The sequence below is a fragment of the Spirosoma endbachense genome, from assembly GCF_010233585.1.
Classification (GTDB): Bacteria; Bacteroidota; Bacteroidia; order Cytophagales; family Spirosomataceae; genus Spirosoma; species Spirosoma endbachense.
On sequence record NZ_CP045997.1, the window covers coordinates 3,677,423 to 3,701,822 of the forward strand.

A 24,400-nucleotide genomic window follows, 5' to 3' on the forward strand; every position below is an offset into this window, starting at 1 on the left:
ACTGGCTAACCGAAACAAGCTGCTTTTTTCGTGACTTCATCACCCTTTTCATTTCGCCAAACCCTGCTGACGGCCTGGCTTGGTTTATCTGTTTCCCTTTCATTGGCTCAGATCCCCGGTCGCCAGATGCACTGGTCAGCCGATGGCAATGCCTACGCGTCGGTCGAACAGGGCGACCTGGTTAGAACAGACATTCGTACTGGCCATAAAACGCCATTGATCACGAAAGACAAATTCCGTAAGCCAGGTTCTGACCAACCGCTGGTCATTACGGATTTTGCGTTCACACCCGACAGCAGTCAGCTTCTGATTTTCACGAACACCGCGCGTGTCTGGCGATACAATACACGGGGCGATTACTTTCTGCTAAACCGAACAAGTGGCCAGCTCCGGCAACTCGGAGCTGGTTCCGGTGCATCGACACTACCCGCTCAATCGTTGATGTACGCGAAATTTTCTCCGGATGGCAGGAAAATAGGCTATGTCAGCGATCACAATCTGTTCGTAGACGATGTGGCAACAGGTAAGCGAACTCAACTCACGACCGATGGTACACGTAAGCGTATTAATGGAACCTTCGACTGGGCTTATGAAGAAGAGTTCGATTGCCGTGACGGTTTTCGGTGGAGTCCCGACAGCAAACGCATTGCCTACTGGCAAATTGACGCCACCCGCATCCGGGACTACCTGATGCTGAATACAACTGACTCCAGTTACTCGCATATTGTACCCGTTGAATATCCTAAAGTTGGCGAGAACCCTTCTCCTGCCCGGATTGGGATCGTGGCGGCAACTGGTGGAGCCACCAACTGGCTGACCATCCCAGGCGATCCGCAGCAGCACTACCTCACCCGAATGGAGTGGTTCCCAAATACGGACGCTGTTATTGTCCAGCAATTGAACCGTAAACAGAACGAGAGTAAGTTATTTAGTTGCAACCCAACCAACGGTTCGTCCAGCCTCATTTCAACGGAGACAGACAAAGCATGGATCGATGGCAAAGACCGCTGGAGCCCTGCTGGTCCTGCTGGCTGGGAGTGGCTCAACGGCGGCAAAGCGTTCGTCTGGGTATCCGAAAAAGACGGCTGGCGGCATATTTACCGCGTTAGTGCCGATGGCAAACAGGAGGTCTTGCTAACGCCCGGTTCCTACGATATTTCGACAATCAGCCACATCGACGAAGCGAGTAATCAAATTTACTTCATCGCATCCCCCGAGAACACGAATCAGCGGTATCTGTACCGCACTCGTCTGGATGGGAAGGGAAAAGCAGAGCGCGTAACACCCGCCGGACTGGCCGGTACGCACGGCTATACGATTTCGCCCAACGGTCGGCTGGCAACGCACACATTTACGAGCTACCAAACGCCCCCAGCGCGCGAATGGATAACCCTCCCCGACCACAAACCGGTCATCGAATCAGAAAGTATTGCCGCTCGGGTTAAACCTGTTCCGAAATCAAACGTCAGCTTTTTCAACCTGACCACCGAAGATGGCATTACGGTGGATGGGTGGATGGCTAAACCAACCGACTTCGACAGTACGAAAAAATACCCGGTTGTTTTTTTCGTCTATGGCGAACCAGCCAGCAGCACAGTCAATGATGTTTTTTCGGTGGGGAGCAACAACATGTTCGTGGGCGATATGGCCAAAGCGGGCTACATCTACGTTGCCCTCGACAACCGGGGAACGCCCAACCTGAAAGGTGCTGCCTGGCGCAAGTCCATTTACCGCCAGATTGGTCGTATCAACATCCGCGATCAGGCGATGGGGGCTAAGAAATTATTAGCACAGCATGCTTATATGGACACCAGCCGCGTGGCCGTATGGGGCTGGAGTGGCGGTGGTTCTACAACCTTACACCTGTTGTTTCAATATCCGGATATTTACAAAACGGGTATATCCATTGCCGCTGTGGGCAACCAGCTCTTCTACGACAATATCTATCAGGAGCGTTATATGGGCCTGCCTCAGGAAAACCGCGAGGATTTTGTAGCCGGATCACCCGTTACGTACGCCAAAAACCTGAAAGGAAACCTACTCTATATTCACGGTACTGGCGACGATAATGTCCATTACGACAATGCTGAAGTGCTCATCAATGAGTTGATCAAATACAACAAGCAGTTTCAGGTAATGCCTTATCCGAACCGGACACACAGCATTTCGGAAGGACCGGGCACATCGCAGCATCTGCACACGTTGTACACCAATTATCTGCTTCAACACTGCCCTCCGGGCCCTCGTTAAGCGTCTGTTCGATTATGACCCGATTGACATTAGTCCTGCTGCTGATTACTCTGCCCCTTCTGGTATCAGCCCAACAGTATGAATTTACCCATGACGACACCCTACGCGGCTCCATCACGCCCGAACGGGCCTGGTGGGATCTTGCTTTTTATCATCTTAAAGTCCGGGTTCAGCCTACGGATAGCACGCTTAGCGGCTCTACGATGATCCGGTATCGCGTTCTGAAGCCAGGGCAAACCATGCAGGTAGATCTCCAGCGGCCGCTGCGGGTGGTAAACGTTGAACAGGATGGCGAGTCACTCAAATTCCGGCAGGATGGCAACGCGTATTTTGTTGCCTTGACCAAGCGACAACAACCCGGCCAGACGGAATCCATCACGGTGCAGTATGCCGGAAAACCGCGCATTGCCAAACGTCCCCCCTGGGATGGCGGTATGGTCTGGTCGCGGGATAAATCGGGCAACTGGTTCATTGCCACTGCCTGCCAGGGATTGGGCGCCAGTGCGTGGTGGCCCTGCAAAGATCACATGTACGACGAACCGGATTCGATGGCGATCAGCGTGACGGTTCCTGAAGGTTTAACCGATGTTTCGAATGGTCGGCTGCGGCAGGTAATAACGAATCCTGACCATACAAGCACCTTCAACTGGTACGTAACCAACCCGATCAACAACTACGGTGTAAACCTGAACATCGGGCAATATGAACACTGGAGTGAGAAATATGCAGGTGAAAAAGGTCCGCTTTCCATCGACTTCTATGCCCTGCGCGACGACGTCGATTCCGCTCGTTCGCAATTCAAACAGGTTACGCAGATGATGAAAGCGTTTGAGCATTGGTTTGGGCCCTATCCGTTCTACGAAGACGGCTACAAACTGGTCGAAACACCTTATCTGGGTATGGAACACCAAAGCTCGGTCACGTATGGCAACAAATTTCGGAATGGGTATCTGGGCCGCGATTTATCGAAAACAGGCTGGGGATTGCTCTGGGATTTTATCATTGTCCACGAATCGGGGCATGAGTGGTTCGCCAACAACATTACCTACAAAGACGTAGCCGATATGTGGATTCATGAGAGCTTTACGAACTACTCCGAAAATCTGTTTACGGAATATTATTACGGGAAAGATGCCGGGGCACAGTATGTGATCGGCTGTCGAGGTAACATTCGTAACGACAAACCCATTATCGGCATTTACAATGTTAATCATAGCGGCTCCGGCGATATGTATTACAAGGGCGGCAACATGCTTCACACCATCCGGCAGCTTGTTAACGACGACGAGAAATGGCGGCAACTCCTGCGTGGGATGAACAAAACGTTCTATCACCAGACCGTTACGACTCAGCAAATCGAGGACTATATGAGCCAGCAGACGGGTCTGAATCTCAAACCCATTTTCGATCAATATCTGCGCGACACCCGAATTCCAGTACTCGAATATCGCCCGGTTGCGGGTGGGTTTCAATACCGCTGGACAAATTGCGTCGCTGGATTCGACATGCCCGTGCGCGTATGCCTCGATGAATCGGGGCCGTATAAGCAGCTAACGCCAAGCGCGCAATGGAAAACGTTGCCAGCCAGGGGTGCAGTAACGCTTATCCCGGATGCAAATTATTATGTACTGAGTAAGTTAGTGAGTAGTCTATAATTTTAACCAACCTCAACTATGGCAATCAACTGGCAAGGCGTGTTTCCGGCCTTAACGACCAAATTCACAGCAGACGAAGAACTCGATCTGGCAGCATTCAGCGCTAATCTGGCAGCACAGCTCAACGCGGGTGTAGACGGCATTATTCTGGGTGGCTCGCTCGGCGAAGCCAGTACGCTTTCCAATGACGAGAAAGATACACTCGTCAAAACAGCCGTTGATTATGTTGACGGACAGGTTCCAGTGGTGTTAAACATCGCTGAGGGAGCCACGCGGGAAGCCGTTCGCATTGCCGAACGGGCCGCCGGGATGGGCGTTAGTGGGTTAATGTTGTTGCCGCCGATGCGCTACAAAGCCGACGAACGTGAAACGTGCACGTACTTTAAAGCCATTGCCGCAGCTACCGACCTGCCGATTATGATTTACAACAACCCGGTTGATTATAAAATCGAGGTGACACTCGACATGTTCGAGGAATTGGTTGAATTGCCGACCATTCAGGCCGTTAAAGAATCGACCCGCGATATATCGAATGTTACCCGGCTCCGCAACCGCTTTGGCGACCGGATCAAAATTCTGTGCGGTGTCGATACGCTGGCGATGGAAGAACTGGTTATGGGTGCCGATGGCTGGGTAGCCGGGCTGGTCTGTGCGTTCCCACGCGAAACAGTAGCCATCTACAGACTCGTCAAAGCAGGCCGTTACGACGAAGCCCGTGCCATTTATCGCTGGTTTCTGCCCCTGCTCGAATTGGATATTCATCCCAAACTTGTACAATACATTAAATTAGCTGAAACGGCCGTTGGACTTGGCACAGAGTATGTCCGCGCTCCACGCCTGCCACTCGCCGGTTCTGAACGCGAGCGTATCCTGAACGTCATAAACACAGGTCTCGCCAACCGGCCAAAACTACCCGCACTGGAAGAGTTGGTTCATGTAGACTGAGGTGTCGATCGTTGACATGATCCGGTCAGTTCTTCATTTTCCATTCTATATTTCCAGTTCATGAAGTCTTTTTTTTGCATTGACGCACACACCTGCGGTAACCCCGTTCGGGTAGTGACAGGTGGTAGTATTCCGTATTTGCAGGGGGCAACGATGAGCGAAAAACGTCAGCATTTCCTGCGCGAATACGACTGGATTCGGACCGGCCTGATGTTTGAGCCACGCGGCCACGATATGATGTCGGGGAGTATACTCTATCCACCCAGCGACCCCGCCAACGATGTGGGTGTTCTGTTCATCGAAACGTCGGGCTGTTTGCCCATGTGCGGTCATGGCACCATCGGTACGGTTACGGTTGCCATTGAGCAGGGGCTGGTGACTCCCAAAACACCGGGTGTTTTGAATCTGGAAGTTCCTGCCGGACTCGTTAGGGCTGAGTACCGGCAGGAAGGCAAAAAGGTCAAATCGGTAAAGATTACGAATATTAAATCGTACCTCGCGGCTGAAAACCTAACGGTAGAATGCCCCGACTTAGGCACATTGACAGTCGATGTAGCCTACGGCGGAAACTTTTATGCCATTGTTGACCCACAACCTAATTTCCCAGGGATAGAGCAGTTTAAGGCCGAACAACTCATTGCCTGGGCGCGAACGATGCGACAGCGGATGAACGAGCAGTACACGTTTGTGCATCCCGAAAATGCTACCATCAATGGACTAAGTCACATTCTCTGGACCGGTGAACCACTTGATCCTACGTCAACTGCCCGCAACGCTGTATTCTACGGCGACAAGGCCATTGACCGATCGCCCTGCGGCACCGGAACCTCAGCCCGATTAGCACAGTGGTATGCCAAAGGCAAACTAAAACCCGGTCAGGATTTTATCCACGAAAGCATAATCGGCTCAAAATTCATCGGTCGCATTGAGGCCGAAACGGAGCTAAATGGCCAGCCTGCCATCATACCCAGCGTTGAAGGCTGGGCTATTATTCACGGATTCAATCAGATCTTACTCGACGAGGATGACCCGTATAAGTATGGATTTCAAGTGATTTAATCATGAACGTAGGAATCATCGGCGGGGGCGTCAGCGGTCTCTTTTCAGCTTATTATTTACGACAGGCAGGTCATGAGGTGACACTCTTGGAAAACGGTACGTTTGCCGATAGTTGCTCACACGGCAATGCAGGTATGATTGTGCCCAGTCACATTATTCCACTCGCGGCACCAGGAATGATCGCCAAAGGGATTCGGTGGATGTTTCGGTCGACCAGTCCATTTTACGTAAAGCCACGGCTCAACCGCGATTTGCTGCGCTGGGGCTGGCTTTTTCATAAACATGCTACCGCCGAGCACGTCGAACGGGCGATTCCCGTGCTACGCGATCTGAGTTTTTTGAGCAAAAAACTCTATCAGGAACTGGCCACAACGGGCAATCTCGACTTCGGCTGGCAGGAACGTGGCTTACTGATGCTCTATCAGACGCCCGACAACGAGCACGAAATGGCTGATGAAGCCAATGTAGCGAATCGGGCGGGTGTTGACGCGCAACTACTGACAGGTCAGCAGGTACAGGATCTTGAGCCGACGGCCAGGGTCACAGTACGCGGTGCCGTTTACTATCCCGGCGATGCACACATCTATCCCAATCAGTTGATTCGGGCATTAGTCATTCGGTTGCGACAACTGGGTGTAGCGATGCTCGAGAATCAGCAAGTAATTGATTTTTCGATTCAAAACGGTCGTATTCAGGAGGTTATTACAACTACGGGTGCTTATTCATTCGATGAAGTGGTTGTAGCCGCTGGGGCCTGGTCGCCTGAATTGACCCGAAAGCTGGGGTTATCCCTACCCCTCCAGGGCGGAAAGGGCTATAGCTTTATGCTTCCAAAGCAGGAGCAAACCATTCGGGTACCTGCCATTATGCTCGAAGCACGCGCGACCGCTACACCAATGAACGGTCAGCTCCGGTTGGCCGGAACGCTCGAAATTGCTGGAACCGATCTGTCGGTAAACCCGAATCGGGTTCGGGGTATTGTACAGTCGATCAATCGGTATTATCCTGATCTGGCCGTTACGATGCCCGCGACTGAAACGGTCTGGCGGGGTCTTCGTCCCTGCTCCCCCGATGGGCTCCCTTACATTGGTCGCCTGAAGCATTTGCAAAACCTGACACTCGCTACCGGGCATGGCATGATGGGCGTAAGCCTTGGCCCGGCAACTGGTCAGTTAGTTGCCGAGACCGTTACGGGTAGAACCGCCAGCCTATCACTATATCCTTTTGCTCCTGAACGGTTCAGCAAGTAACCGATCCAGTTTTTTTTACAGCGTAACTAGAGCGAGTTACTGAGTCAGCAGAGAATTTTCTATTGACTCAGTAACTCGCTCTGTTTGTATCCCATTCAGGAAAATTCAATTGGTAGTAGATTTCAGGCCTATCGCCTGGAGCCGAATATGCGTAAACAACCCGTGGCACGGCTCCAGGCGATAGGCCTGGACTTTTAGATTAAAATGTGATTAGACACTTTCTGTAATTGACTGATAGTGTGCGCTATCCCATCGACACAGGCCGAATTCTGCCAATACGTTGTATACCGTATGCAACATTTGATTTGACATCGACGTACATAATTACAGAAGACGGCCTATAGTCTTCCAAGTATACAGATCAAGATGAGAAAATACGGTATGACCAACGCATCTCACAATCAGCCTATCTGGCAGAAACCAATTTTGTGGCTAATGGCCGGTTTCGTGCTAACCTTGTCGTCATGCAATAAGAAAGTCGATGACGTCAGTCCGCAGACCACAGGAACGAGCAGTGAAAACTCAACGATAGACAACTGGATTCTGGAGAACATGCGTCAGGTGTATTACTGGAACGATAAAATTCCGGCAAACCCTGACACCACCCTGGCTCCTTCTGACTTTTTCGATTCCATTCTATACAGTTTCGATGCAACGTTACGACCCGATGGGGATCGATTTTCCTGGATTGAGGAAAACGCTACCGACCTGACGGCCGAGTTAAGTGGTCAGACCAAAACAACCGGGATGGAGTTTACGCTCTATCTGCGCACGTCCGGCTCCACCGATGTGATTGCCCAGGTATTGTACGTTCTACCGAACTCCCCCGCCGAACAGGCCGGGCTGAAGCGGGGTGACATTATCAGCAAAGTAAACGGTCAATCGCTGTCTACCACCAATTATGAATCACTGTTATTCGGCGATGCCACGACCTATGCGTTCGGAATCGCTCAGGTCAGCAATCAGGCCCTGGTCGATACCGACGTCACAAAAACCGTAACAACGGCAGTTTATCAGGAAAATCCGGTCTTTCTGGATTCGGTGTATACAATTGGCAGCAAAACCATTGGCTATCTGGTTTATAATCAGTTCGTACCGGCTCCCAATGGCAGCAATGGTACGGAATATGACAATCAGGTCGATGCGATTTTCAGCAAATTTAAAGCCCAGGGCGTTAATGAACTTGTTCTTGACCTGCGCTACAATCCGGGCGGTTATACGTCCTCTTCGGCAAATCTGGCCAGCCTGATTGGCAAAGGTGTCGATGCCAGCAAACTATACTTCCGGGAAGAATGGAACGCAACCATTACACCCGAATTACAAAAAGAATACGGCAGCGATTTCTTTCTGCAAAAATTCAGTACGAAGGCACAAAACATTGGTGGCAATCTATCGCGGGTATTTGTGCTGACAACCGACTGGACAGCCTCGGCCAGCGAGCTGATTATCAATGGCCTGCGCCCTTACATGACGGTTACGACAATTGGCACGACTACCCATGGCAAGAACGTTGGTTCCATTACGATTACCGACGACACCGGCAAAATCAAGTGGGGTATGCAGCCGATTGTGTTCAAGTCCTTCAACAGCCTGGGCCAATCCGATTATGCTACTGGCTTTACGCCCTCGGTTGAAGTAGAGGAACCAATCACCCTGTATCCGCTCGGCGACACCCGCGATGCTCTTTTAAATGCGGCTATCGGTCAGATAACGGGTACGGGAGCCAGCAGCCGCCTGGGTGCTACCCAAAATCCACTGAAAGCGCTGGGGTCATCGATCCAGCGAAAAGCAGGTGGCAGCCAGATGGTACGTCCCCTGAAAAACCTCAATCTGTAGATACAGACCTGTTTAACAAGCGCGCTGGCACCTCTGATTCAGAGATGCCAGCGCGCTTGTTAAACAGGTCCTTTAGCCGTTCCGGCAAATTAAGTTTTGACTGGTCGGCAAGAATTAAGAATTTTTATGAATACCCCCCGTTAGTAAGTAAGGTCCGTTTAAAGTAATTTTGCAGAACGCATTTAAGGTTCAAGCCCGCGCGAGCTGGCCAGGAAAGACAAATTAACCATTTATACGTTAATCGTTCGTCTCGGCTAATTCCCCCGTTGGAAGCCTCAAAAGCATCGGTCTTAACTCAAATTGATATAACTTTACGGTTCAGTTCTTTCGTTTACGCTATCTTTCATGATTAATTTACCAATCCGATTTCGTTCGGCAACTGGGTTCCAGCCGAAATCTATATCCCAAACGGCTTCTCTCTCACAAGCAGATCAGGATACTAAAAATCACCGCCGGTCACAGCTCATTAACTGGGCATTAGGTCTGGTTTGCATAGGCTGGGCCAGCGCACTTATCGGTTGCTCCAGCTCCGACACGGCATCAACGCTAGGCGACTGGAGACACCGTTCCGATTTTGAAGGTGTGGCTCGTGCCTCTTCTTCCGGTTTCGTTATCGGTAATTTTGCCTACCTGGGTACAGGATACGATGCTTCCAATAATCGCCTGAAAGATTTCTGGGCTTATGATCAGACGAAAAACACTTGGGTACAGCTGGCCGATTTTGGCGGAGTTGCCCGGACAAATGCTGTTGGTTTTTCGGTCGGTACCAAAGGCTATATCGGAACCGGTCTGAATGCCAATAATGACAAACTGAAAGACTTCTGGGAATACGATCAGGCAACCAATAAGTGGAAAGCTGTATCCGATTTTGGTGGTACGGCCCGTTACGCTGCTGTCGCCTTTTCGATTGGTAACAAAGGCTACGTGGGTACTGGTAATGATGGCAACTATTTGAAAGATATATGGTCGTTTGATCCAGCTCAAAACGCCTGGGCAAAAGTTAGCAGCTACAGCGGATCGAAGCGGGTTGGTGCCGTAGCCATCGTGCTCAACGGACTGGCTTATGTTGGAACGGGCAACAACAACGGAAGCACCCTGAGAGATTGGTATGCTTATGATCCGGCGCAGGATTTATGGGTTGAAAAAGCTCAGTTTACGACTGATCAGTCGACCATTGCCCGGAGCTATGCTGTTGGATTTGCCATTAACAACCTGGGCTATATTACATCCGGTGATGCCAGCAGCACAACCGTTTGGCAATACAATCCGGCTACTGACATCTGGGCAACGCTCGGAACATTTGAAGGATCGGGAAGAACCTACGCGATTGGTTTTGCAATCGGCGGTAAAGGGTACGTTACAACAGGTCTGAGTGGTACAGCTCGTTTTGATGACCTGTGGGAGTTCGACCCAACCATAGCACAGGACCTTGACACCAACTAAAACCATAGAGCCACAGAAGAAACGACGTTCCCGGCCAGAGCTGATCCGCAAAGGGTTGTTACTGGTAATGGCGGGCCTTGCAATCCTGACTGGCTACCTGTTCTACAGTTGGCAGCCTCACTACAAGGTTCAGGTCTTTAACACATCTAGTGGCTGGGGTTACGATATACTGGATAACGGCAAGCCGTTTATTCACCAGCCTACCATACCGGGCGTACCTGGTGTGGTAGGCTTTACCAACAGTGAGCAGGCCCAACGGGTCGGTGAGCGGGTTGTCGAGAAATTACAGGAGGAACAGGCAATGCCTACTCTGACACATGACGAATTGCGCCAGTTAGGCGTAACAATTCCCTGATCTGTTTTTATGATGCGTACTTTCTGGTACGCCGGTTTGCTGTTGCTGACCGGTATTGTACTTTTCGCCTGTCAATCAGGCGATCTTAACGTGGGGCAATCGGTCATCAACCCGCAGGAGTTGTTGGTTCAATCCATTGATTCTGTTACAATTCAGACATCAACGGTGTTGAAGACTGACTCATTCCCAACGTCTCCCGACCAAAATATTCTGATTGGGCAGTGGACTGATGCAAAAACGGGTCGGTTAACGGCACGAGGAATCGCGGCACTTGATTATGCGTCGAACTCGTTTACGACTCAAACGACATTGCGTTTAGATTCTTTAGTGCTTGAATTAGGCTATGCCTATACTTATGGTGATACTGCTTCAGTATTTAATATGAGTGTGTACCGCCTGAATCGGCCGTTGACTCCTCAACTCTTTTATAATACCACGCCTGCCAGCTACGAAACGAAGCCCTTTTTACAACAGGCAATTATACCCAGGCCGGTAACCGGTACAAGGCCCGTTCGTATGCGGATTCCAGCCGACATCGCACAGGCATTCTACGCAAAGCTGGTTAATGGAGAAATTAACAACTCAACTACATTAGAAGAGTTTTTTCCTGGCTTTGCCTTTGTGAGTCAATCAACAGCCAATAATACATTTCTGGCGTTTGCAACGGGTTCAACAAGCGGTTTACGGCTCTATTATCACGATACTGATATTAATCAGACAGCCTCGAACGTGCTGTTCCCGCTCAGCAGTCTGCACTTTACCCAATTGCAGAACGACCGGAGCGGCACAGTCTTAAGTTCGTTAAAGACCCGTTCAGATGCGGTAAACAGCCGTCAAACTGACAACACGACATCTATCTCCTGGGGAGCCGGTCTGCAAACCCGCATCGAATTTCCGTTTCTGGGTGCGTTTGCGCGCCCCGATCAGTTTGTCGACCTGAACAGTGCCTTACTGGTCATAAAACCGGTTCGACAAAGCATTCTGGATAATGCGGCTCCAGTACTAAACCTGGCTATTTATGAAGTCAACGGTCAGAATGATATTATAGCAACCGTACCGGGTACGTCATCAGGGTCAACACAAGCGATTGCGCAGTATTACCTAAATCCATATACACCGCTACTGGATGATACGTACACGTTTGATTTGACCTATTACATTGGTCAGATTATCAAGCGGAAAATTCCGAATCGTGCACTATTGCTGACCACGTATCCAAACCCACAAAACGGGACGCCTACGTTGCGGGAATTGATTCAGCGGGTAACGCTCGGTAACCAGCTACGGCAAAACGACCCGATGAAATTGCAGCTGTATATGACGTCCAGTCTATAAGCTGCTTGCAAGGCATTTCGGTTTTTGACTACAACTTTATTCAGCAGGCCAGCAAAATTCTATTTTGCTGGCCTTTATAATTCTATACATACCACTCTCTGGCTACTTACTACTCTTCCTTTTTTATAGCTATAACTCCCAGGTTGAACCAGTAAAAGCCCATTGTTTTTCTGGACACAGCAGCTCGTTTTTTTCTCTACCGATGGCTTTCTACTTGCAATGGGGTCAGCAGCCAATAGGCAGAGGTCTACCTTGGACTGATGTTAAAAGAGCTTAAAAACCGCGTTAAAAGGCCAGAAATCAAATATCAGATGCCCAAGATGTACGTTACCTTCTTAAACCGTGAGACAGCGGCCAAACTGAATAAGTCAGAAGATGCAACGTACATTCATGAAATCGGAAGTAAATCGGGCAACTCCAACACCGCAGCCAGCCCTACAGGCGCTCCTGTCGCAGTCAGAAGATGAGTTTTACGGAAGTCTCCAACGTATCTGGAATAACGTTGTGCAACTCGAAGATATGGGCCTAATTCATAACGAAAACGACAAGTTCATCTATGCTTACCGGTTTGCTGAAGCCGAATTACAGCGGGCCTATTCTGAAAAAGAAGTAGTCGTTATAGCTCCCCATAAATTTTAGTCGATTCCGCTCTTCAGTAACTATGAAAACGTACCGGAATGAGCACGTCACAGTGATTGTCGATTGTGGAGTGCACTTCATCCAGCAAACATGGACGGGCTTGCCCACCAGCGAAAGCTTCCAGAATGGCTCACTGGCCATACTGGCACTGGCCAGAAAACACCAGCCTAAACGGTGGCTGATCGACCTCCAGGCGCTCCGATTATTTAATCCAATCGATTTACAGTGGTTCATACAGGAATGGCTACCCCGAGCGACTCTTTATTTGCCGCATAACATCCGGGTAGCCATTATTCTGAATGACCTCAATCAGTTCGGGAAGCTGGGTGCCGATATGATCCTGAGAGCCTCCGCCCGACAGAATGATGCAGTAGTCAGCCGCTATTTTGTTGGCAACGAAGAGGCTCGCCAATGGCTGATGCTATGGGATAAATGATCTGAAAATAGCCGCAATAGGAATCGCTCCTGCAAGAGTTTTAGTAGCTAGTTAGCTGATTATAAGTTGATCGTGCCGATTGCTGGCCATCTGCTTCCTCAGTGTTTATAATCGACGTCTGCTGTAACTCGCTCATAATAAACGATGTGTTATACGACCTGGAAATCGCACAGTCAATTTGAGTAATTTCTGCAACAGTTTCGAACGAGTTCGCGTATTGGTCAATAATCTCCAGTACTTGCAGTTTATCACCTATGACTCGTTACGATTTTCTGAAATCAATGGGATTCACAGGGGCAGCGCTGATGGCAGCGCTTACGTCCTGTGTCCATGAAGGAGACTCTGTCGTTAATGCATTGACGCTTACGCCAACGGGCACCGTTACATCGCCCGTAACCACTACAACCAGCAGTGGCACCACAACACAACCGGTAACCACTACAACCAGCAGCTCAACCGACCTGAGCACAATTACCAATCGCCTGCTAACCATTGACCTGACCAGTTCGACAGCTTCGGCGCTGAAAAGCATCGGAGGTTACCTTGCGCAGAGTGGAATTGTAGTGGCCCAGGTTAGCGCAGGCACCTATGTTGCTGTCACGCAAACGTGTAGCCATGAGCCGAAGAAAGCCATTATCTTCAATAAAACAGAATTCTACTGCACCCAGCACGGCGCACGCTTTGACCTGACTGGCAAAGGCAAAAACAGCTTTGGAAGTCGGGGAATAACCGTTTATAAGGTAGCCACCGATGGCAAAACCCTTGTCGTTTACAGTTAATCATCACCGGTTAGCCCCAACATCTGTATGAAACTGCTACTCATATCTCTTCTAACATCATTTGTTATCACGACTACCGGCTGGCAACTCGATTTTGAGCACGCTAAAGCTGAAGCCAGCCAAAGTCATAAATTGATTCTGCTTAATTTTTCGGGCTCCGATTGGTGCGGCCCATGTATTAAGCTCAAAAAAGACGTTTTTGAATCTCCCGCTTTTCAGGAATTCGCAACGGATCGCTTAATACTCGTACGTGCCGATTTCCCCCGTCTATCGAAGAATCAGTTAGAGACCAAACAGGTTGCCCATAACGAAGCACTGGCCGAAAAATACAACCGGCAGGGTAAGTTTCCGTTTACGCTGTTGCTCGACGCCAATGGTAAAGTCCTGAAAGAATGGGATGGCTATCCGCAATCGCTGACGCCATCGTCGTTTATGGAAACCATTCAGTCCCTGACACCTTCGGCCAAATGAAATCGGACATGCGTATCCACCAACGAGTCCAGCGGCTGATGGGCAATCGCTTCGAAATCAGCGTCGTTGGCGAGGATGCAGCCTGGGCCAACGCTCGAATCGATGAAGCCATTCAGGAAATCAGTCGAATTGAGGCATTGCTGACTACCTATAACGAGCTCAGTCAGACCAATCAGATCAATGCGAATGCAGGCATCAGACCCGTTCAGGTCGATGCAGAAGTATTTGCGCTGATTCAGCGCTCGCTACGGCTGTCGGAGCTAACGCAGGGCGCATTTGATATTACCTACGGGTCGATTGATAAACGGCTCTGGAATTTTGACACCACGCTGACATCCTTGCCAGACCCCAAAACGGCCCGGCGGCTGGTAAGGCTCATCGACTATCGGAACGTACAACTTAATGCGGCTGTGCGTAGTGTATTCCTGAAAGAAAAAGGAATGCGGATTGGTTTCGGTGGTATTGGCAAAGGATATGCTGCCGAACGGGCTAAACAGCTCCTGCGTGAGCGCGGGGTCGAAAGTGGTATCGTAAACGCAGCGGGTGATCTGACAACCTGGGGAAACCAGCCAACTGGCAATCCCTGGACGATCGGTATCGCGGATCCGGATTCGCACCTTCTGGCCGGAACCAGACAGGCATTTTCTTATCTGACCATCAGCAATGCGGCTGTAGCCACTTCAGGCACTTACGAAAAGTATGCGCTAATTGGCGGGAAACGGTATTCGCACACAATAGATCCCAAAACCGGCTACCCAGTATCGGGAATCAAAAGCGTGACGATCATTGCGCCAAATGCTGAACTGGCCGATGCGCTCGCTACCCCTGTTATGGTAATGGGTGTTCGGGTAGGGCTCGATTTGATCAATCAGATGAAAAATATTGCCTGCGTCATTATCGACGATACCGATGTGATTTACACCTCAAAAACTATTCGATTGCATTCACCAGACATGGTCAGCTAAAGCCAATGCCCTGTAAATCACCGTATCGATGACTATACGAACCTCATTCAAGGCTATTCTATCGGCCAGTATCCTAGTACTGGGCACGACCTCCTGCGTTACGGTCAAAGAGTACCAGAAAAGCCGTATCAACGACGCCGAAATGGAATTATCGGCGCGCAAATCCGAGAAATTCGAACAGAACTTTTATCTCTACCGCGAAGGAGCGGCCGGTGCCAATGGTGGCAAAAGTGGCGGTGGTTGTGGCTGTAATTAATCCCCGAAATTCATGAAAAAGATTTGTATTTCTGTTGGATTACTGCTCAGTCTGATGAAGTTTGGCTATGCCCAATCCAGTGAAAAACCGGCTTACGAAAAGCGAAAACTTAAGGTTGAAGAAATTAATCTGGTATCAAGCTATTACCAGCAGGACGGTAATAATTCGGCAGTTACCGGCGGCATTGGATCTGAAAAGCTAACCGATCTGGCCCAGTCATTCGATCTGGTGTTGAAAACCACAGATCGCCGAAACCGGCAACATACGCTTGCCTTCGATTTTAACATTGATCACTACACATCAGCCTCTTCCGACAAGATCGATCCGTTAACCGTTTCGTCGGCCTCCCGAAGCGATACCCATGTTTACCCGTCCATATCCTGGACTGTCCATAACGACGAGAATCGAACGACAAAAGGGATTTCACTGGCCTATTCAACGGAATACGATTACAAATCCTATGGTATAAACCTGAACTGGGCTAAAGCCTCAGCGGATAACAACCGCGAAGTAAGTCTGAAAGCAGGCGCGTTTTTTGATACTTGGACGGTGATTCTGCCAGCCGAGCTCCGGCCGGATGGCTACGGTTCCGGCGCACATGGCGACACCGATCCTGTTGATCATAAGCCCCGAAATTCGTACAACTTTAGCCTGTCGCTATCACAGGTGATCAATAAGCGTTTACAAGTGCTGTTTACCATCGAACCGGCAGTTCAGCAGGGTTTGTTGAGCACTCCGTTTCATCGCATTTACTCTAAAGATGGCTCCGAAACCGTGGAGCGATTGCCCGGCTCCCGGCTAAAGTTACCCATTGGCCTGCGGCTCCATTATTTTGCCGGAGACCGGGTTATTCTGCGAACGTTCTACCGCTATTATATCGACGACTGGGGAATGCAGGCCCATACCATCAATCTGGAGGCCCCTATCAAGCTAACCTCGTTCGTATCGGTCAGCCCATTTTATCGCTTTAGCCACCAGACAGCCGTGCGGTATTTTGCTCCGTATGGCCAGCATGCGCTAACAGAACGCTATTTTACCAGCGACTATGATATCTCGGGATTTAACAGCCAATTTCTGGGTACAGGGCTACGAATGGCCCCTCCTGGAGGTCTGTTTGGTATTAGTCACTGGCAGAGCATTGAATTACGGTATGGGCATTACATCCGAAGTACCGGTATGGTGGCTAACAACATTACCTTATTAGCAAAATTGAAGTAATTACCACAGTAGCCAGAGCAGGGTTATGCTCTTTTTGACTTGTGTTAATAATGATGCCATTGGCTAAGGGCCCAGCTGCTTTTTTTAAAATAACTTGTTATAGAGAACAGCCCGGCTTATAGCAAAATCAAAAACTATTGAGTTGATTGCCAGATAAGTGTGTATTTTTATCTCTAATAGATTCAAATATACAGATTAACAAGATAAGACACATTTCGTGTATTCATAAAAACTGGTCAAACGGGTAGAATAAATGCCTATTCCCCAACGTCGACCGGGTAGAATTCCCTACTAGTGCATAGCAGTGACGAGTATGAGTGCAGGTGATTTTAGAGCAACTAGTTTATGCGTACATCTACTTTCCGGATTATACTTAGTCTTATGGCATTGGGGTATTCATTTACCGCAAGGGCTACTCATCAGGTGGGTGGACAGCTGGAAATGCGGGCCCTTGGCGATGTACCTGGCCACTACCGAATCATTGTAACGAACTATCTCGAAGATGGCACTCCCGGCATAGCCCGGCAGGCCAATACGGGCAATCTGGGTGTTTTCCGGAAGCGGGATAATATGCTGATGCTAACCTTTACCGTTCGCGAAACGGCAGCGCGCCAGCCCATTATATTCAGCAATGAATACTGCGCCGAATTGCGTAACCTGAGATTTGTGGTGCTTACCTACGAGGCCGATATTCAACTTACACCTTCTGCTTATTCTGACGCGGGCGGGTATTATATTTCGTATCAAACCCGCAATCGTAATGCGGGTATCAATAACATTAATGATCCATCACAAACTGGTTTTACCTTTTATCTGGAATTCCCGGCGTTACAGCAGAACGGGAAAGTCTTCGATAACTCTTCACCCCGATTTGCACCCATCAATGGCGAATACATCTGCCTCGGCGACCCCTTTACATTTCCCTTTGGAGCAACCGATCCCGATAGCGACGACCTCCGCTACTCGCTCGTCACACCGCTCAATCAGAAAGGAACCGGAAATACCCAGAATGCCGTTTCGCCAGCGCCCTACCCCGACGTAAACTGGCTATCGGGTTTCAATGCCAATAATGCCATACCGGGCAGCCCGACGTTATCTATTAATGAACAAACCGGGCAACTTTCGGTAACGGCTACTCAATTGGGATTGTTTGTGTTTGCCGTAAAAGTTGAAGAGTACCGAAACGGCACAAAAATTGGTGAGGTCCGGCGGGATTTTCAATTCCTGGTTATCGATTGCCCGCCTACCACAACACCCGATCCGGCCGTTCAGATCAAAAACCAAGCCCTGGGAATCCGTAATGCGACCATCTGTCGGGGCGATTCGGCGGTAATTCAGGCCACCGCCAATTCAAACTGGAACTATCAATGGCGCCGGGATGGAATTAATCTGGCCAATGCAACCGGCACATCGATAACGGTGCGGGACGCAGGCGAATATACCCTTGTTGTTTCGCAGAAAGCAGCCTGTAGCAAAACGGGAAATTCAGAGAGCGTAATCATCACCGTGGCTGGAGCCGATGGCAAACTAAGCCCAACCGGGCACTTATGCGCTACGACTGGCTCAGTTCGAATGCAGGTTGTGGGAAGCACGGATGTTACGTACCAATGGTATCAAAATGGACAATCTCTTTCTGGCCAAACTACCGACTCCATGACAATCAGTCAGCCCGGTAAATACTGGACCGTGCTGACACTGCAACCATTAGGATGTATTTCACGCACCGATACGCTTTCGATTGAGCGCTCACCGGCGGTGCAGGCTGTCATCCAATCGGCAACCGGCTCCCACCGGCTCTGCCCGCAGGAATCTCTGGCCTTGGTTGGCAGTGGCGGTGTGAGTTACAGCTGGCAAAAAGACGGGCAGATTCTTACGGGTACAACCGACCCAAATTATAAAGCAATAGCCGCTGGCATTTATAGCCTCACGGCAACGGACACCTACGGCTGCACAGGCGTATCGGCCAACTTTGTGGTTGAACAAATTCCGCCTATAACCGTCAAGCTGGATACGATTCCGGATATGTGCGGCACCAATGTACCTGTAGTTACGCTACAGGGTAGCCCACCAGGGGGAGAATATAACGGGCCAGGGGTAACCGAAGCCGCATTTGATGCCCGAACGGCTGGCGTTGGTGAACATGTCGTAACCTACACCGTCAAAGCAGCGCCTGAATGTACCGGTATTGTAGCCAGCCGCACGGCTATTGTAGCACCCATACCAACGATCCAGCTCATCGACTCGCTGATTACCTACAAAGGGAATACATTCAATCTCAACCCGGTTTACACGGGAAATCCAAACCAGTTTCAATGGGTTTCTTCTACCTATCTGGATAACGATACCACTGCCAATCCGACCATAACCGCTATTCAGGATGATATAACATATACAATCGATGTCAAAAACAAGAGTGGCTGCGAGGTAAAAGACACCATTCATATCACCGTCTATGAACGTGTTTACGTACCCGATGCCTTCACGCCCAACGGCGATGGTATGAACGATTTTTTACGCTTACCCGGTATTGAAGCTTTTCCTGATGCTGTAGTAACCATTTTCAACCGCTGGGGCGAGGTGGTCTATTTATCCAGAAATGGCTATGCGACACCATTCGACGGTATGTTTAATGGCAGTGAATTGCCAACGGGTGTTTATCCATACAGTCTGCGCCCCATTCCCGGTAAGCCGCCGATTCAGGGCCGATTGGTCCTTATCCGGGATCATCCCTGATGATAAAACAGGCGGATTACTCCTGACAAGTGTAGTCGTCATGATACTGGGCGATCATGACGACTACACTTGTACCAACTGAATATTATTACCACAGGTGTCATCGAAGACAGCCAGCGTAACAGGTCCCATTTGCGTCGGTTTCATACTAAAGACGACGCCTAAATTCACCAATCGTTCATATTCTCGCTGAACATCTTCGACGTGAAAAGCCGTTAGCGGAATGCCTGCCTCGAACAGAGCTCGCTGATATACTTTAGCCGGTTCAAAACCCATTGGTTCCAGAACTACTTCAACCCCATCTTGTTCCTCCGCAGAAACAACGGTGAGCCATTTATGCTCGCCCATTGGTATTTCCGTCTTTTTAAGGAAGCCCAACACATTGGTATAAAATTTTAACGCTTTCTCCTGGTCATCGACCAATATACTGGTTAGCTTTATTTTCATCGTATTTGCCTATTGTCCAATCGATGCAAGAATACGCTACGCTTTCAGGAGTCACTTCTTCAAAATTGCTTTTTTTGCCTGATAAGCCGCGGGCGTAGTGCCGGTAATTCGTTTAAACAGGCTGGTAAACGAACTAACACTATTAAAACCAACCGCAAAGCAAACATCCATCACCGTACTATCTGTTATCAAAAGTTTTTTAGCCTTCTCAATCCGAATAGCGGTTAGGTACTGATGGGGTGTTCGGCCGTACGCATTTCTGAAAAGCCGGGCAAAATGGTATTTCGACAGGAAGGCTTTTTCTGCTATGTCGGTCAGTTTGAGCGATTGAGCATAGTTCAGGTCAATAAATTGCTTGGCCTGAATGAGCTGATCGTAGATATAGTCCTTAAGAAAGCACGCTTCCCTGATTTTCACCAATTGCTGCTGATAGTACGTCAAGGGGTAATTCTGGTTAGTGGGTGTCTTTTGCCAAAGTAACTAAAGGAATCGAAAATTGATGGTTTATTTAGGCTTTTCTTCCTTCGGTTTGAGTGTACCTCGGGCAATGGGTTCCGGCTTCGATTTAGGTGTGATGAAGCGAAGCAAGGTTGCCGTTGGAAACTCAGCCTTGGGCGATTTGGTGATGAGCAGTTGGTAGGACCGTGTGCCAATGACCAGATTATAGTAGGTCATATTCTGTCCCGATTCCTGAGCCAGTCCCCAATTGGCGATGGGCTCCTTCTCCAGCAAGGTTTCGTCTTCCTCCGATAGAGCGGTGAAGACCGTATCGGGCTGGAAACGTTTGCCCGTGATGTCCTGTATGGTCGAAACGATAGCGGATGGTGCTGGCGACGTCGATGATGCTGGCTTTGTTTGAGCCATCGCAAACACGGTTATCAGCCATAAGGGGAATATGTTGAGTACTATTTTCATGTTTTTTACAAAGGCTATGTTAGTCAATAAAAGCACGATCCAATGGCTTTCAATTTGTTAGCCTTTCCATACAAATACTTCTGATTAGCAGAAGTTGTTTTAGTCTTACGTTGTTTTACGCCCATAAACTCCAGCAAATCAATACTATAGCCTGATTTGGCCATGTGTTTTGAAATCATGCCTTTACGTTAAACTCCTCACCCCTATGAATAACCCAGGCCGAAGAACTTTTCTTAAAACCGCCGGTGCCAGTTTACCTCTCATCGCAACAACGGCGCAAACACTAGCCTCGGCACAGGAAGCAATAGCTGGTACAAAAACGGGTAAATCAGGACCCATCCGATTAAGCTGTAATCTCTATTCGTTCAACGAACCGCTCATGAGCGGCCAGATGACACTCGAAGATGTACTGACATTTTGTTCTGAGCTTGGTTTCGACGCCGTTGATCCCACCGGGTATTACTTCCCCAAATACCCGGCGCTACCCGATGATGGTTATCTCTACCAGATCAAGCGAAAAGCGTTTCGGCTAGGGCTCGACATAAGCGGGACCGGCGTACGCAATGATTTTACGCTACCCGATCCGGCCCGCCGAAAAGCGGAGGTAGAGCTGGTCAAAAAATGGACTGGGGCGGCTGCCCGGTTGGGAGCGCCCGTTATACGCGTATTTTCGGGTACAGGAAAGGAACTCCCGACAGGATACAACCGGCAGGAAGTCACGACCAGGGTCGTCGATGCCATTCGCGAATGCACAGATTATGCCGCCACGCAGGGCGTCATGATCGTGTTACAGAATCATGCCGATTTTATTGAAACGGCTGATCATGTTTTGGATATTGTGCGCCGGGTTAATTCGGAATGGCTGGCCGTAAACCTGGACATTGGTAGCTTTAAAATCGGTGATCCTTACCAGCAGATTGCCAGCGTAGCGCCCTATGCTGCCACCTGGCAGGTCAAAGAAAAACTGTTTGTGAACGGTCAGGAACAGGAAACCGATCTGAATAAAATTATGCAAATTGTTCGCGAAGCTGGCTACAAAGGTTACCTCCCCATCGAAACGCTTGGCAAGGGCGATCCGCGCGTAAAAGTGCCTGCCTTTTACGAAAAGGTGAAGAAAGCGTTAACGGCTGCAGGCTAAGAAAAGTCAATTCTGGCCAAGTATACAATAAACTCACTTCTACTTTTAGTTGACTACGAAGCCCAACAATGGCGATCATGAGCCGTATGAGCACATTTTTGACCCGAACCATGGTGTTAATCAGAAATTCGGCAATTATCTTTCGTCTTTCCTGAAACGTTAATGATTATTTACGACGCGAAAGATTGGGGTGAGGCAATCAAGCATTTCCACACAAGTTATGTTATTCAGGTTCTTCTGCGACGAGTTGCCTACGTTGGCGGCTATGGCGTAGTTGTTACGCTGGTCGATCAATACGTGGTCAACGTTGAGGTACCCATCGACGGCATTTTCTTTTCATTATTAGGCATCCTTTTAAGCTTGCTGCTGGTTTTTCGAACGAACACCGCCTACGACCGCTTCTGGGAAGGGCGTCGCCAATGGGGTTCGCTCGTCAACACAAGTCGCAATATGGCGGTTTTGCTCGATGCGTTGCTGCCGGACAGTGACAAGACAAACCGGCTTTTCTTTGCCCGTACTTTATCCAACTTTGCCCTGGTACTCAAAGGGCATTTACGAACGGGCGTAGACATGAGTGAACTGGCAAAAACCGACGATCAGGACCCTGATGCCCTGAAACAGTACACACACATTCCGAGCCGAATTGCTGCTTTGTTGATGCGTCGGTTTCAGGTGCTGAAACAAGAAGGCATTGTCGGGGATGCAGATTTGATTACCATCCGGCTTTATCACCAGGCATTCCTTGACATAACGGGGTCGTGTGAGCGGATCAGGAAAACGCCAATTCCTTTTTCTTACAGCTTTTTTATCAAACTATTTATCAGTCTTTACCTGCTGTTGTTGCCACTGGTACTGGTCGATAAGTACGAATATTTTATCATCGTGGCCACTATCCTGGCGGCCTATGCCCTACTGGGTGTCGAAATGATCGGCGACGAAATTGAAGATCCGTTTGGCCTGGACTGTAATGATTTACCACTCAACCAGATTGCCCAAACGATCCAGCGGAATATGCACGAAATCCTGGCAGTCCCGTCAACGACCAGTGTCAGTCCCAAACCAGAAATTAACTTCATGAAAGTAAATTAACGGGAAAACGTTAATCCTGAAGAACCGGGGCTGCCGACATAATAATGGACTCAAACGGCCTGTCTCCGGCAAAATGAGTCAAGGGAGCCATGTATCACAGCCTGTTCATTTCGCACTGGAAATGTCTCCTACCACAATTCCGCCAATCGGAGATTATTGGTTCTCTGTAATGTTCAGGCTCCACTCCTGATACGTACTCGTATTTGGGCTTCACTCAATCCAAAAAATCGCGGCCTCGCTGGATTCCGTGATGGGCATCCCCATCACTCAACGTCCAAACGCAAGTGACACACCAATTTATCGGGATCGGCTAACAGCATTTTTGCTTCTGCCCTATTAATCCCCTATTTTAATAGTGCGGTCAATTTTCTAGTTGCTTCGACGTAATTCACAGCCATACTGTACTAGAACCTTTTGCGGGTTTAGCACCAATTGAATTTTTCTATTTTCTATTCGTCTATAAAAACCGGGCATTCATCGAAGGTTGCTAACTCACCGGTCTAAATTAGTTGATTACCCCCACTTCAGGCTATTACATTTGAATCATCAACCAAGCCGGTAGATAACCAACCAGTTAACTAATCTATTTCTAACTCTTAACTTTTTGTGTCATGCAAGCTCCAGCTCAAAACAACCGTCTGTCAGTTAAAGTGCAACGCGTAGTCAACCTGAATGCGATAGGCACAAATACCGCATCGACCAAATCGGGTCAAATCTGCGATTGGTTCACTATTGGCACGGCTCGCTAATGATCAATACTATTCGCTGCTCACTGGTCAATTACGACGGGGGTAGCCAGGCGCTGCTTCAGCAGTATATTCGTCGGGCTGGTTGTCAGGAATTAACCCTGACAACCAGTCTGATGGCATACCCAGAGGAAATCAGCCCCGTTACCGAATCAGATTTAATTTTCCTGCATCTGGCCTCACCCGAAGAGTTGGTGCAAAACGACTTGGCGGCCCAGTTGAAACAGCATCAGGGTGTGGTGATCACATCGCCGTTTCCCAGGCAGCAATTTCCTGATTTGTTTACCCAACCCTTTGCCTTTCTGACCGAACCTTTCTCGTTTGCTCAGTTCAGCAAATGTTTAACCGCTTATTGTCAGGCGACTAGTTAATTCCAACTAGTTTAATTTTTTATTAACAAAGTGCGTTTTTATTAAACTCTTAAAGCAGAAAGAAATATA

At 49.1% G+C, this 24,400-nt stretch carries 24 protein-coding genes; 21 read left to right on the forward strand and 3 right to left on the reverse strand.

Annotated elements, in window-relative coordinates; genetic code table 11:
* Positions 1-126 precede the first annotated feature (126 nt).
* From GJR95_RS14695 to GJR95_RS14775, 17 genes are all read left to right on the forward strand, one after another.
* Positions 127-2,250, forward strand: a complete 2,124-nt coding sequence (locus tag GJR95_RS14695) for a S9 family peptidase (protein WP_162391712.1) — start codon at positions 127-129, stop codon at positions 2,248-2,250.
* Positions 2,251-2,264: 14 nt separating this feature from the next.
* Positions 2,265-3,905, forward strand: coding sequence for a M1 family metallopeptidase (locus tag GJR95_RS14700; protein ID WP_162386583.1), 1,641 nt, complete (start codon positions 2,265-2,267; stop codon positions 3,903-3,905).
* A 24-nt stretch (positions 3,906-3,929) separates the two neighbouring features.
* The gene (locus GJR95_RS14705; RefSeq protein ID WP_162391713.1) at positions 3,930-4,850 is read left to right on the forward strand and encodes a dihydrodipicolinate synthase family protein; all 921 of its coding nucleotides are present in this window, start codon (positions 3,930-3,932) and stop codon (positions 4,848-4,850) included.
* A gap of 60 nt (positions 4,851-4,910) precedes the next feature.
* A complete protein-coding gene (locus GJR95_RS14710) occupies positions 4,911-5,909 on the forward strand; it encodes a 4-hydroxyproline epimerase (protein ID WP_162386584.1) in 999 nt (332 codons plus the stop codon).
* A 2-nt stretch (positions 5,910-5,911) separates the two neighbouring features.
* A complete protein-coding gene (locus GJR95_RS14715; protein WP_162386585.1) occupies positions 5,912-7,159 on the forward strand; it encodes an NAD(P)/FAD-dependent oxidoreductase in 1,248 nt (415 codons plus the stop codon).
* A gap of 435 nt (positions 7,160-7,594) precedes the next feature.
* Positions 7,595-8,995 carry a S41 family peptidase gene (locus tag GJR95_RS14720; RefSeq protein ID WP_162391714.1) on the forward strand — a complete coding sequence of 467 codons (1,401 nt, stop codon included), beginning with the start codon at positions 7,595-7,597 and terminating at the stop codon, positions 8,993-8,995.
* A 345-nt stretch (positions 8,996-9,340) separates the two neighbouring features.
* Complete coding sequence (locus GJR95_RS14725; protein ID WP_162386586.1) at positions 9,341-10,438, forward strand: Kelch repeat-containing protein; 1,098 nt, start codon at positions 9,341-9,343, stop codon at positions 10,436-10,438.
* The gene (locus tag GJR95_RS14730; RefSeq protein ID WP_232541190.1) at positions 10,425-10,793 is read left to right on the forward strand and encodes a DUF4907 domain-containing protein; all 369 of its coding nucleotides are present in this window, start codon (positions 10,425-10,427) and stop codon (positions 10,791-10,793) included. The genes GJR95_RS14725 and GJR95_RS14730 overlap by 14 nt, the downstream gene beginning before the upstream one ends.
* 9 nt (positions 10,794-10,802) lie before the next feature.
* Positions 10,803-12,128, forward strand: a complete 1,326-nt coding sequence (locus GJR95_RS14735; protein ID WP_232541191.1) for a DUF4270 family protein — start codon at positions 10,803-10,805, stop codon at positions 12,126-12,128.
* A gap of 390 nt (positions 12,129-12,518) precedes the next feature.
* Positions 12,519-12,767, forward strand: a complete 249-nt coding sequence (locus GJR95_RS14740) for a hypothetical protein (RefSeq protein ID WP_162386587.1) — start codon at positions 12,519-12,521, stop codon at positions 12,765-12,767.
* A 22-nt stretch (positions 12,768-12,789) separates the two neighbouring features.
* On the forward strand, positions 12,790-13,203 hold the full coding sequence (locus GJR95_RS14745; RefSeq protein ID WP_162386588.1) for a hypothetical protein: 414 nt from the start codon (positions 12,790-12,792) through the stop codon (positions 13,201-13,203).
* Between the two features lie 254 nt (positions 13,204-13,457).
* Positions 13,458-13,982, forward strand: a complete 525-nt coding sequence (locus GJR95_RS14750) for a Rieske (2Fe-2S) protein (protein ID WP_162386589.1) — start codon at positions 13,458-13,460, stop codon at positions 13,980-13,982.
* 27 nt (positions 13,983-14,009) lie between these two features.
* Positions 14,010-14,453 carry a thioredoxin family protein gene (locus tag GJR95_RS14755; protein ID WP_162386590.1) on the forward strand — a complete coding sequence of 148 codons (444 nt, stop codon included), beginning with the start codon at positions 14,010-14,012 and terminating at the stop codon, positions 14,451-14,453.
* Complete coding sequence (locus tag GJR95_RS14760; protein ID WP_162386591.1) at positions 14,450-15,418, forward strand: FAD:protein FMN transferase; 969 nt, start codon at positions 14,450-14,452, stop codon at positions 15,416-15,418. The genes GJR95_RS14755 and GJR95_RS14760 overlap by 4 nt, the downstream gene beginning before the upstream one ends.
* 28 nt (positions 15,419-15,446) lie before the next feature.
* Positions 15,447-15,674 (forward strand): DUF4266 domain-containing protein, encoded by a 228-nt coding sequence (locus tag GJR95_RS14765; protein ID WP_162386592.1) that lies wholly within the window; start codon positions 15,447-15,449, stop codon positions 15,672-15,674.
* Between the two features lie 12 nt (positions 15,675-15,686).
* Positions 15,687-16,892, forward strand: a complete 1,206-nt coding sequence (locus GJR95_RS14770) for a DUF3570 domain-containing protein (RefSeq protein WP_162386593.1) — start codon at positions 15,687-15,689, stop codon at positions 16,890-16,892.
* A 345-nt stretch (positions 16,893-17,237) separates the two neighbouring features.
* Positions 17,238-19,625, forward strand: a complete 2,388-nt coding sequence (locus tag GJR95_RS14775) for a gliding motility-associated C-terminal domain-containing protein (RefSeq protein ID WP_162386594.1) — start codon at positions 17,238-17,240, stop codon at positions 19,623-19,625.
* Positions 19,626-19,688: 63 nt separating this feature from the next.
* On the opposite strand, the gene GJR95_RS14780 is transcribed toward GJR95_RS14775, so the two are convergent.
* From GJR95_RS14780 to GJR95_RS14790, 3 genes are all read right to left on the reverse strand, one after another.
* Positions 19,689-20,072: a VOC family protein gene (locus GJR95_RS14780; protein ID WP_162386595.1), complete on the reverse strand. Its 384-nt coding sequence runs from the start codon at positions 20,070-20,072 to the stop codon at positions 19,689-19,691.
* 51 nt (positions 20,073-20,123) lie between these two features.
* On the reverse strand, positions 20,124-20,513 hold the full coding sequence (locus GJR95_RS14785) for a helix-turn-helix domain-containing protein (protein WP_162386596.1): 390 nt from the start codon (positions 20,511-20,513) through the stop codon (positions 20,124-20,126).
* 63 nt (positions 20,514-20,576) lie between these two features.
* Positions 20,577-20,987, reverse strand: coding sequence for a hypothetical protein (locus tag GJR95_RS14790; RefSeq protein WP_162386597.1), 411 nt, complete (start codon positions 20,985-20,987; stop codon positions 20,577-20,579).
* Between the two features lie 205 nt (positions 20,988-21,192).
* Between GJR95_RS14790 and GJR95_RS14795 the strand changes: the two genes are divergently transcribed.
* The 4 genes from GJR95_RS14795 (at position 21,193) to GJR95_RS14810 (ending at position 24,331) form a co-directional block, all read left to right on the forward strand.
* Positions 21,193-22,125 carry a sugar phosphate isomerase/epimerase family protein gene (locus GJR95_RS14795; protein WP_162386598.1) on the forward strand — a complete coding sequence of 311 codons (933 nt, stop codon included), beginning with the start codon at positions 21,193-21,195 and terminating at the stop codon, positions 22,123-22,125.
* A gap of 162 nt (positions 22,126-22,287) precedes the next feature.
* Positions 22,288-23,214 (forward strand): bestrophin family protein, encoded by a 927-nt coding sequence (locus tag GJR95_RS14800; protein ID WP_162386599.1) that lies wholly within the window; start codon positions 22,288-22,290, stop codon positions 23,212-23,214.
* 611 nt (positions 23,215-23,825) lie between these two features.
* Positions 23,826-23,963: a hypothetical protein gene (locus tag GJR95_RS14805; protein ID WP_162386600.1), complete on the forward strand. Its 138-nt coding sequence runs from the start codon at positions 23,826-23,828 to the stop codon at positions 23,961-23,963.
* Positions 23,963-24,331 carry a hypothetical protein gene (locus GJR95_RS14810; RefSeq protein WP_162386601.1) on the forward strand — a complete coding sequence of 123 codons (369 nt, stop codon included), beginning with the start codon at positions 23,963-23,965 and terminating at the stop codon, positions 24,329-24,331. The genes GJR95_RS14805 and GJR95_RS14810 overlap by 1 nt, the downstream gene beginning before the upstream one ends.
* The last annotated feature ends 69 nt before the right edge of the window (positions 24,332-24,400 follow it).

What these genes read in the sequence shown, in the direction of transcription:
- GJR95_RS14695 (WP_162391712.1), top strand. Translation starts at nt 127, where the DNA reads ATGCACTGGTCAGCCGATGGCAATGCCTACGCGTCGGTCGAACAGGGC.
- GJR95_RS14700 (WP_162386583.1), top strand. Translation starts at nt 2,265, where the DNA reads ATGACCCGATTGACATTAGTCCTGCTGCTGATTACTCTGCCCCTTCTG.
- GJR95_RS14710 (WP_162386584.1), top strand. Translation starts at nt 4,911, where the DNA reads ATGAAGTCTTTTTTTTGCATTGACGCACACACCTGCGGTAACCCCGTT.
- GJR95_RS14715 (WP_162386585.1), top strand. Translation starts at nt 5,912, where the DNA reads ATGAACGTAGGAATCATCGGCGGGGGCGTCAGCGGTCTCTTTTCAGCT.
- GJR95_RS14720 (WP_162391714.1), top strand. Translation starts at nt 7,595, where the DNA reads ATGGCCGGTTTCGTGCTAACCTTGTCGTCATGCAATAAGAAAGTCGAT.
- GJR95_RS14725 (WP_162386586.1), top strand. Translation starts at nt 9,341, where the DNA reads ATGATTAATTTACCAATCCGATTTCGTTCGGCAACTGGGTTCCAGCCG.
- GJR95_RS14735 (WP_232541191.1), top strand. Translation starts at nt 10,803, where the DNA reads ATGATGCGTACTTTCTGGTACGCCGGTTTGCTGTTGCTGACCGGTATT.
- GJR95_RS14740 (WP_162386587.1), top strand. Translation starts at nt 12,519, where the DNA reads ATGAAATCGGAAGTAAATCGGGCAACTCCAACACCGCAGCCAGCCCTA.
- GJR95_RS14745 (WP_162386588.1), top strand. Translation starts at nt 12,790, where the DNA reads ATGAAAACGTACCGGAATGAGCACGTCACAGTGATTGTCGATTGTGGA.
- GJR95_RS14750 (WP_162386589.1), top strand. Translation starts at nt 13,458, where the DNA reads ATGACTCGTTACGATTTTCTGAAATCAATGGGATTCACAGGGGCAGCG.
- GJR95_RS14755 (WP_162386590.1), top strand. Translation starts at nt 14,010, where the DNA reads ATGAAACTGCTACTCATATCTCTTCTAACATCATTTGTTATCACGACT.
- GJR95_RS14760 (WP_162386591.1), top strand. Translation starts at nt 14,450, where the DNA reads ATGAAATCGGACATGCGTATCCACCAACGAGTCCAGCGGCTGATGGGC.
- GJR95_RS14765 (WP_162386592.1), top strand. Translation starts at nt 15,447, where the DNA reads ATGACTATACGAACCTCATTCAAGGCTATTCTATCGGCCAGTATCCTA.
- GJR95_RS14770 (WP_162386593.1), top strand. Translation starts at nt 15,687, where the DNA reads ATGAAAAAGATTTGTATTTCTGTTGGATTACTGCTCAGTCTGATGAAG.
- GJR95_RS14775 (WP_162386594.1), top strand. Translation starts at nt 17,238, where the DNA reads ATGCGTACATCTACTTTCCGGATTATACTTAGTCTTATGGCATTGGGG.
- GJR95_RS14780 (WP_162386595.1), bottom strand. Translation starts at nt 20,072, where the DNA reads ATGAAAATAAAGCTAACCAGTATATTGGTCGATGACCAGGAGAAAGCG.
- GJR95_RS14790 (WP_162386597.1), bottom strand. Translation starts at nt 20,987, where the DNA reads ATGAAAATAGTACTCAACATATTCCCCTTATGGCTGATAACCGTGTTT.
- GJR95_RS14795 (WP_162386598.1), top strand. Translation starts at nt 21,193, where the DNA reads ATGAATAACCCAGGCCGAAGAACTTTTCTTAAAACCGCCGGTGCCAGT.
- GJR95_RS14800 (WP_162386599.1), top strand. Translation starts at nt 22,288, where the DNA reads ATGATTATTTACGACGCGAAAGATTGGGGTGAGGCAATCAAGCATTTC.
- GJR95_RS14805 (WP_162386600.1), top strand. Translation starts at nt 23,826, where the DNA reads ATGCAAGCTCCAGCTCAAAACAACCGTCTGTCAGTTAAAGTGCAACGC.
- GJR95_RS14810 (WP_162386601.1), top strand. Translation starts at nt 23,963, where the DNA reads ATGATCAATACTATTCGCTGCTCACTGGTCAATTACGACGGGGGTAGC.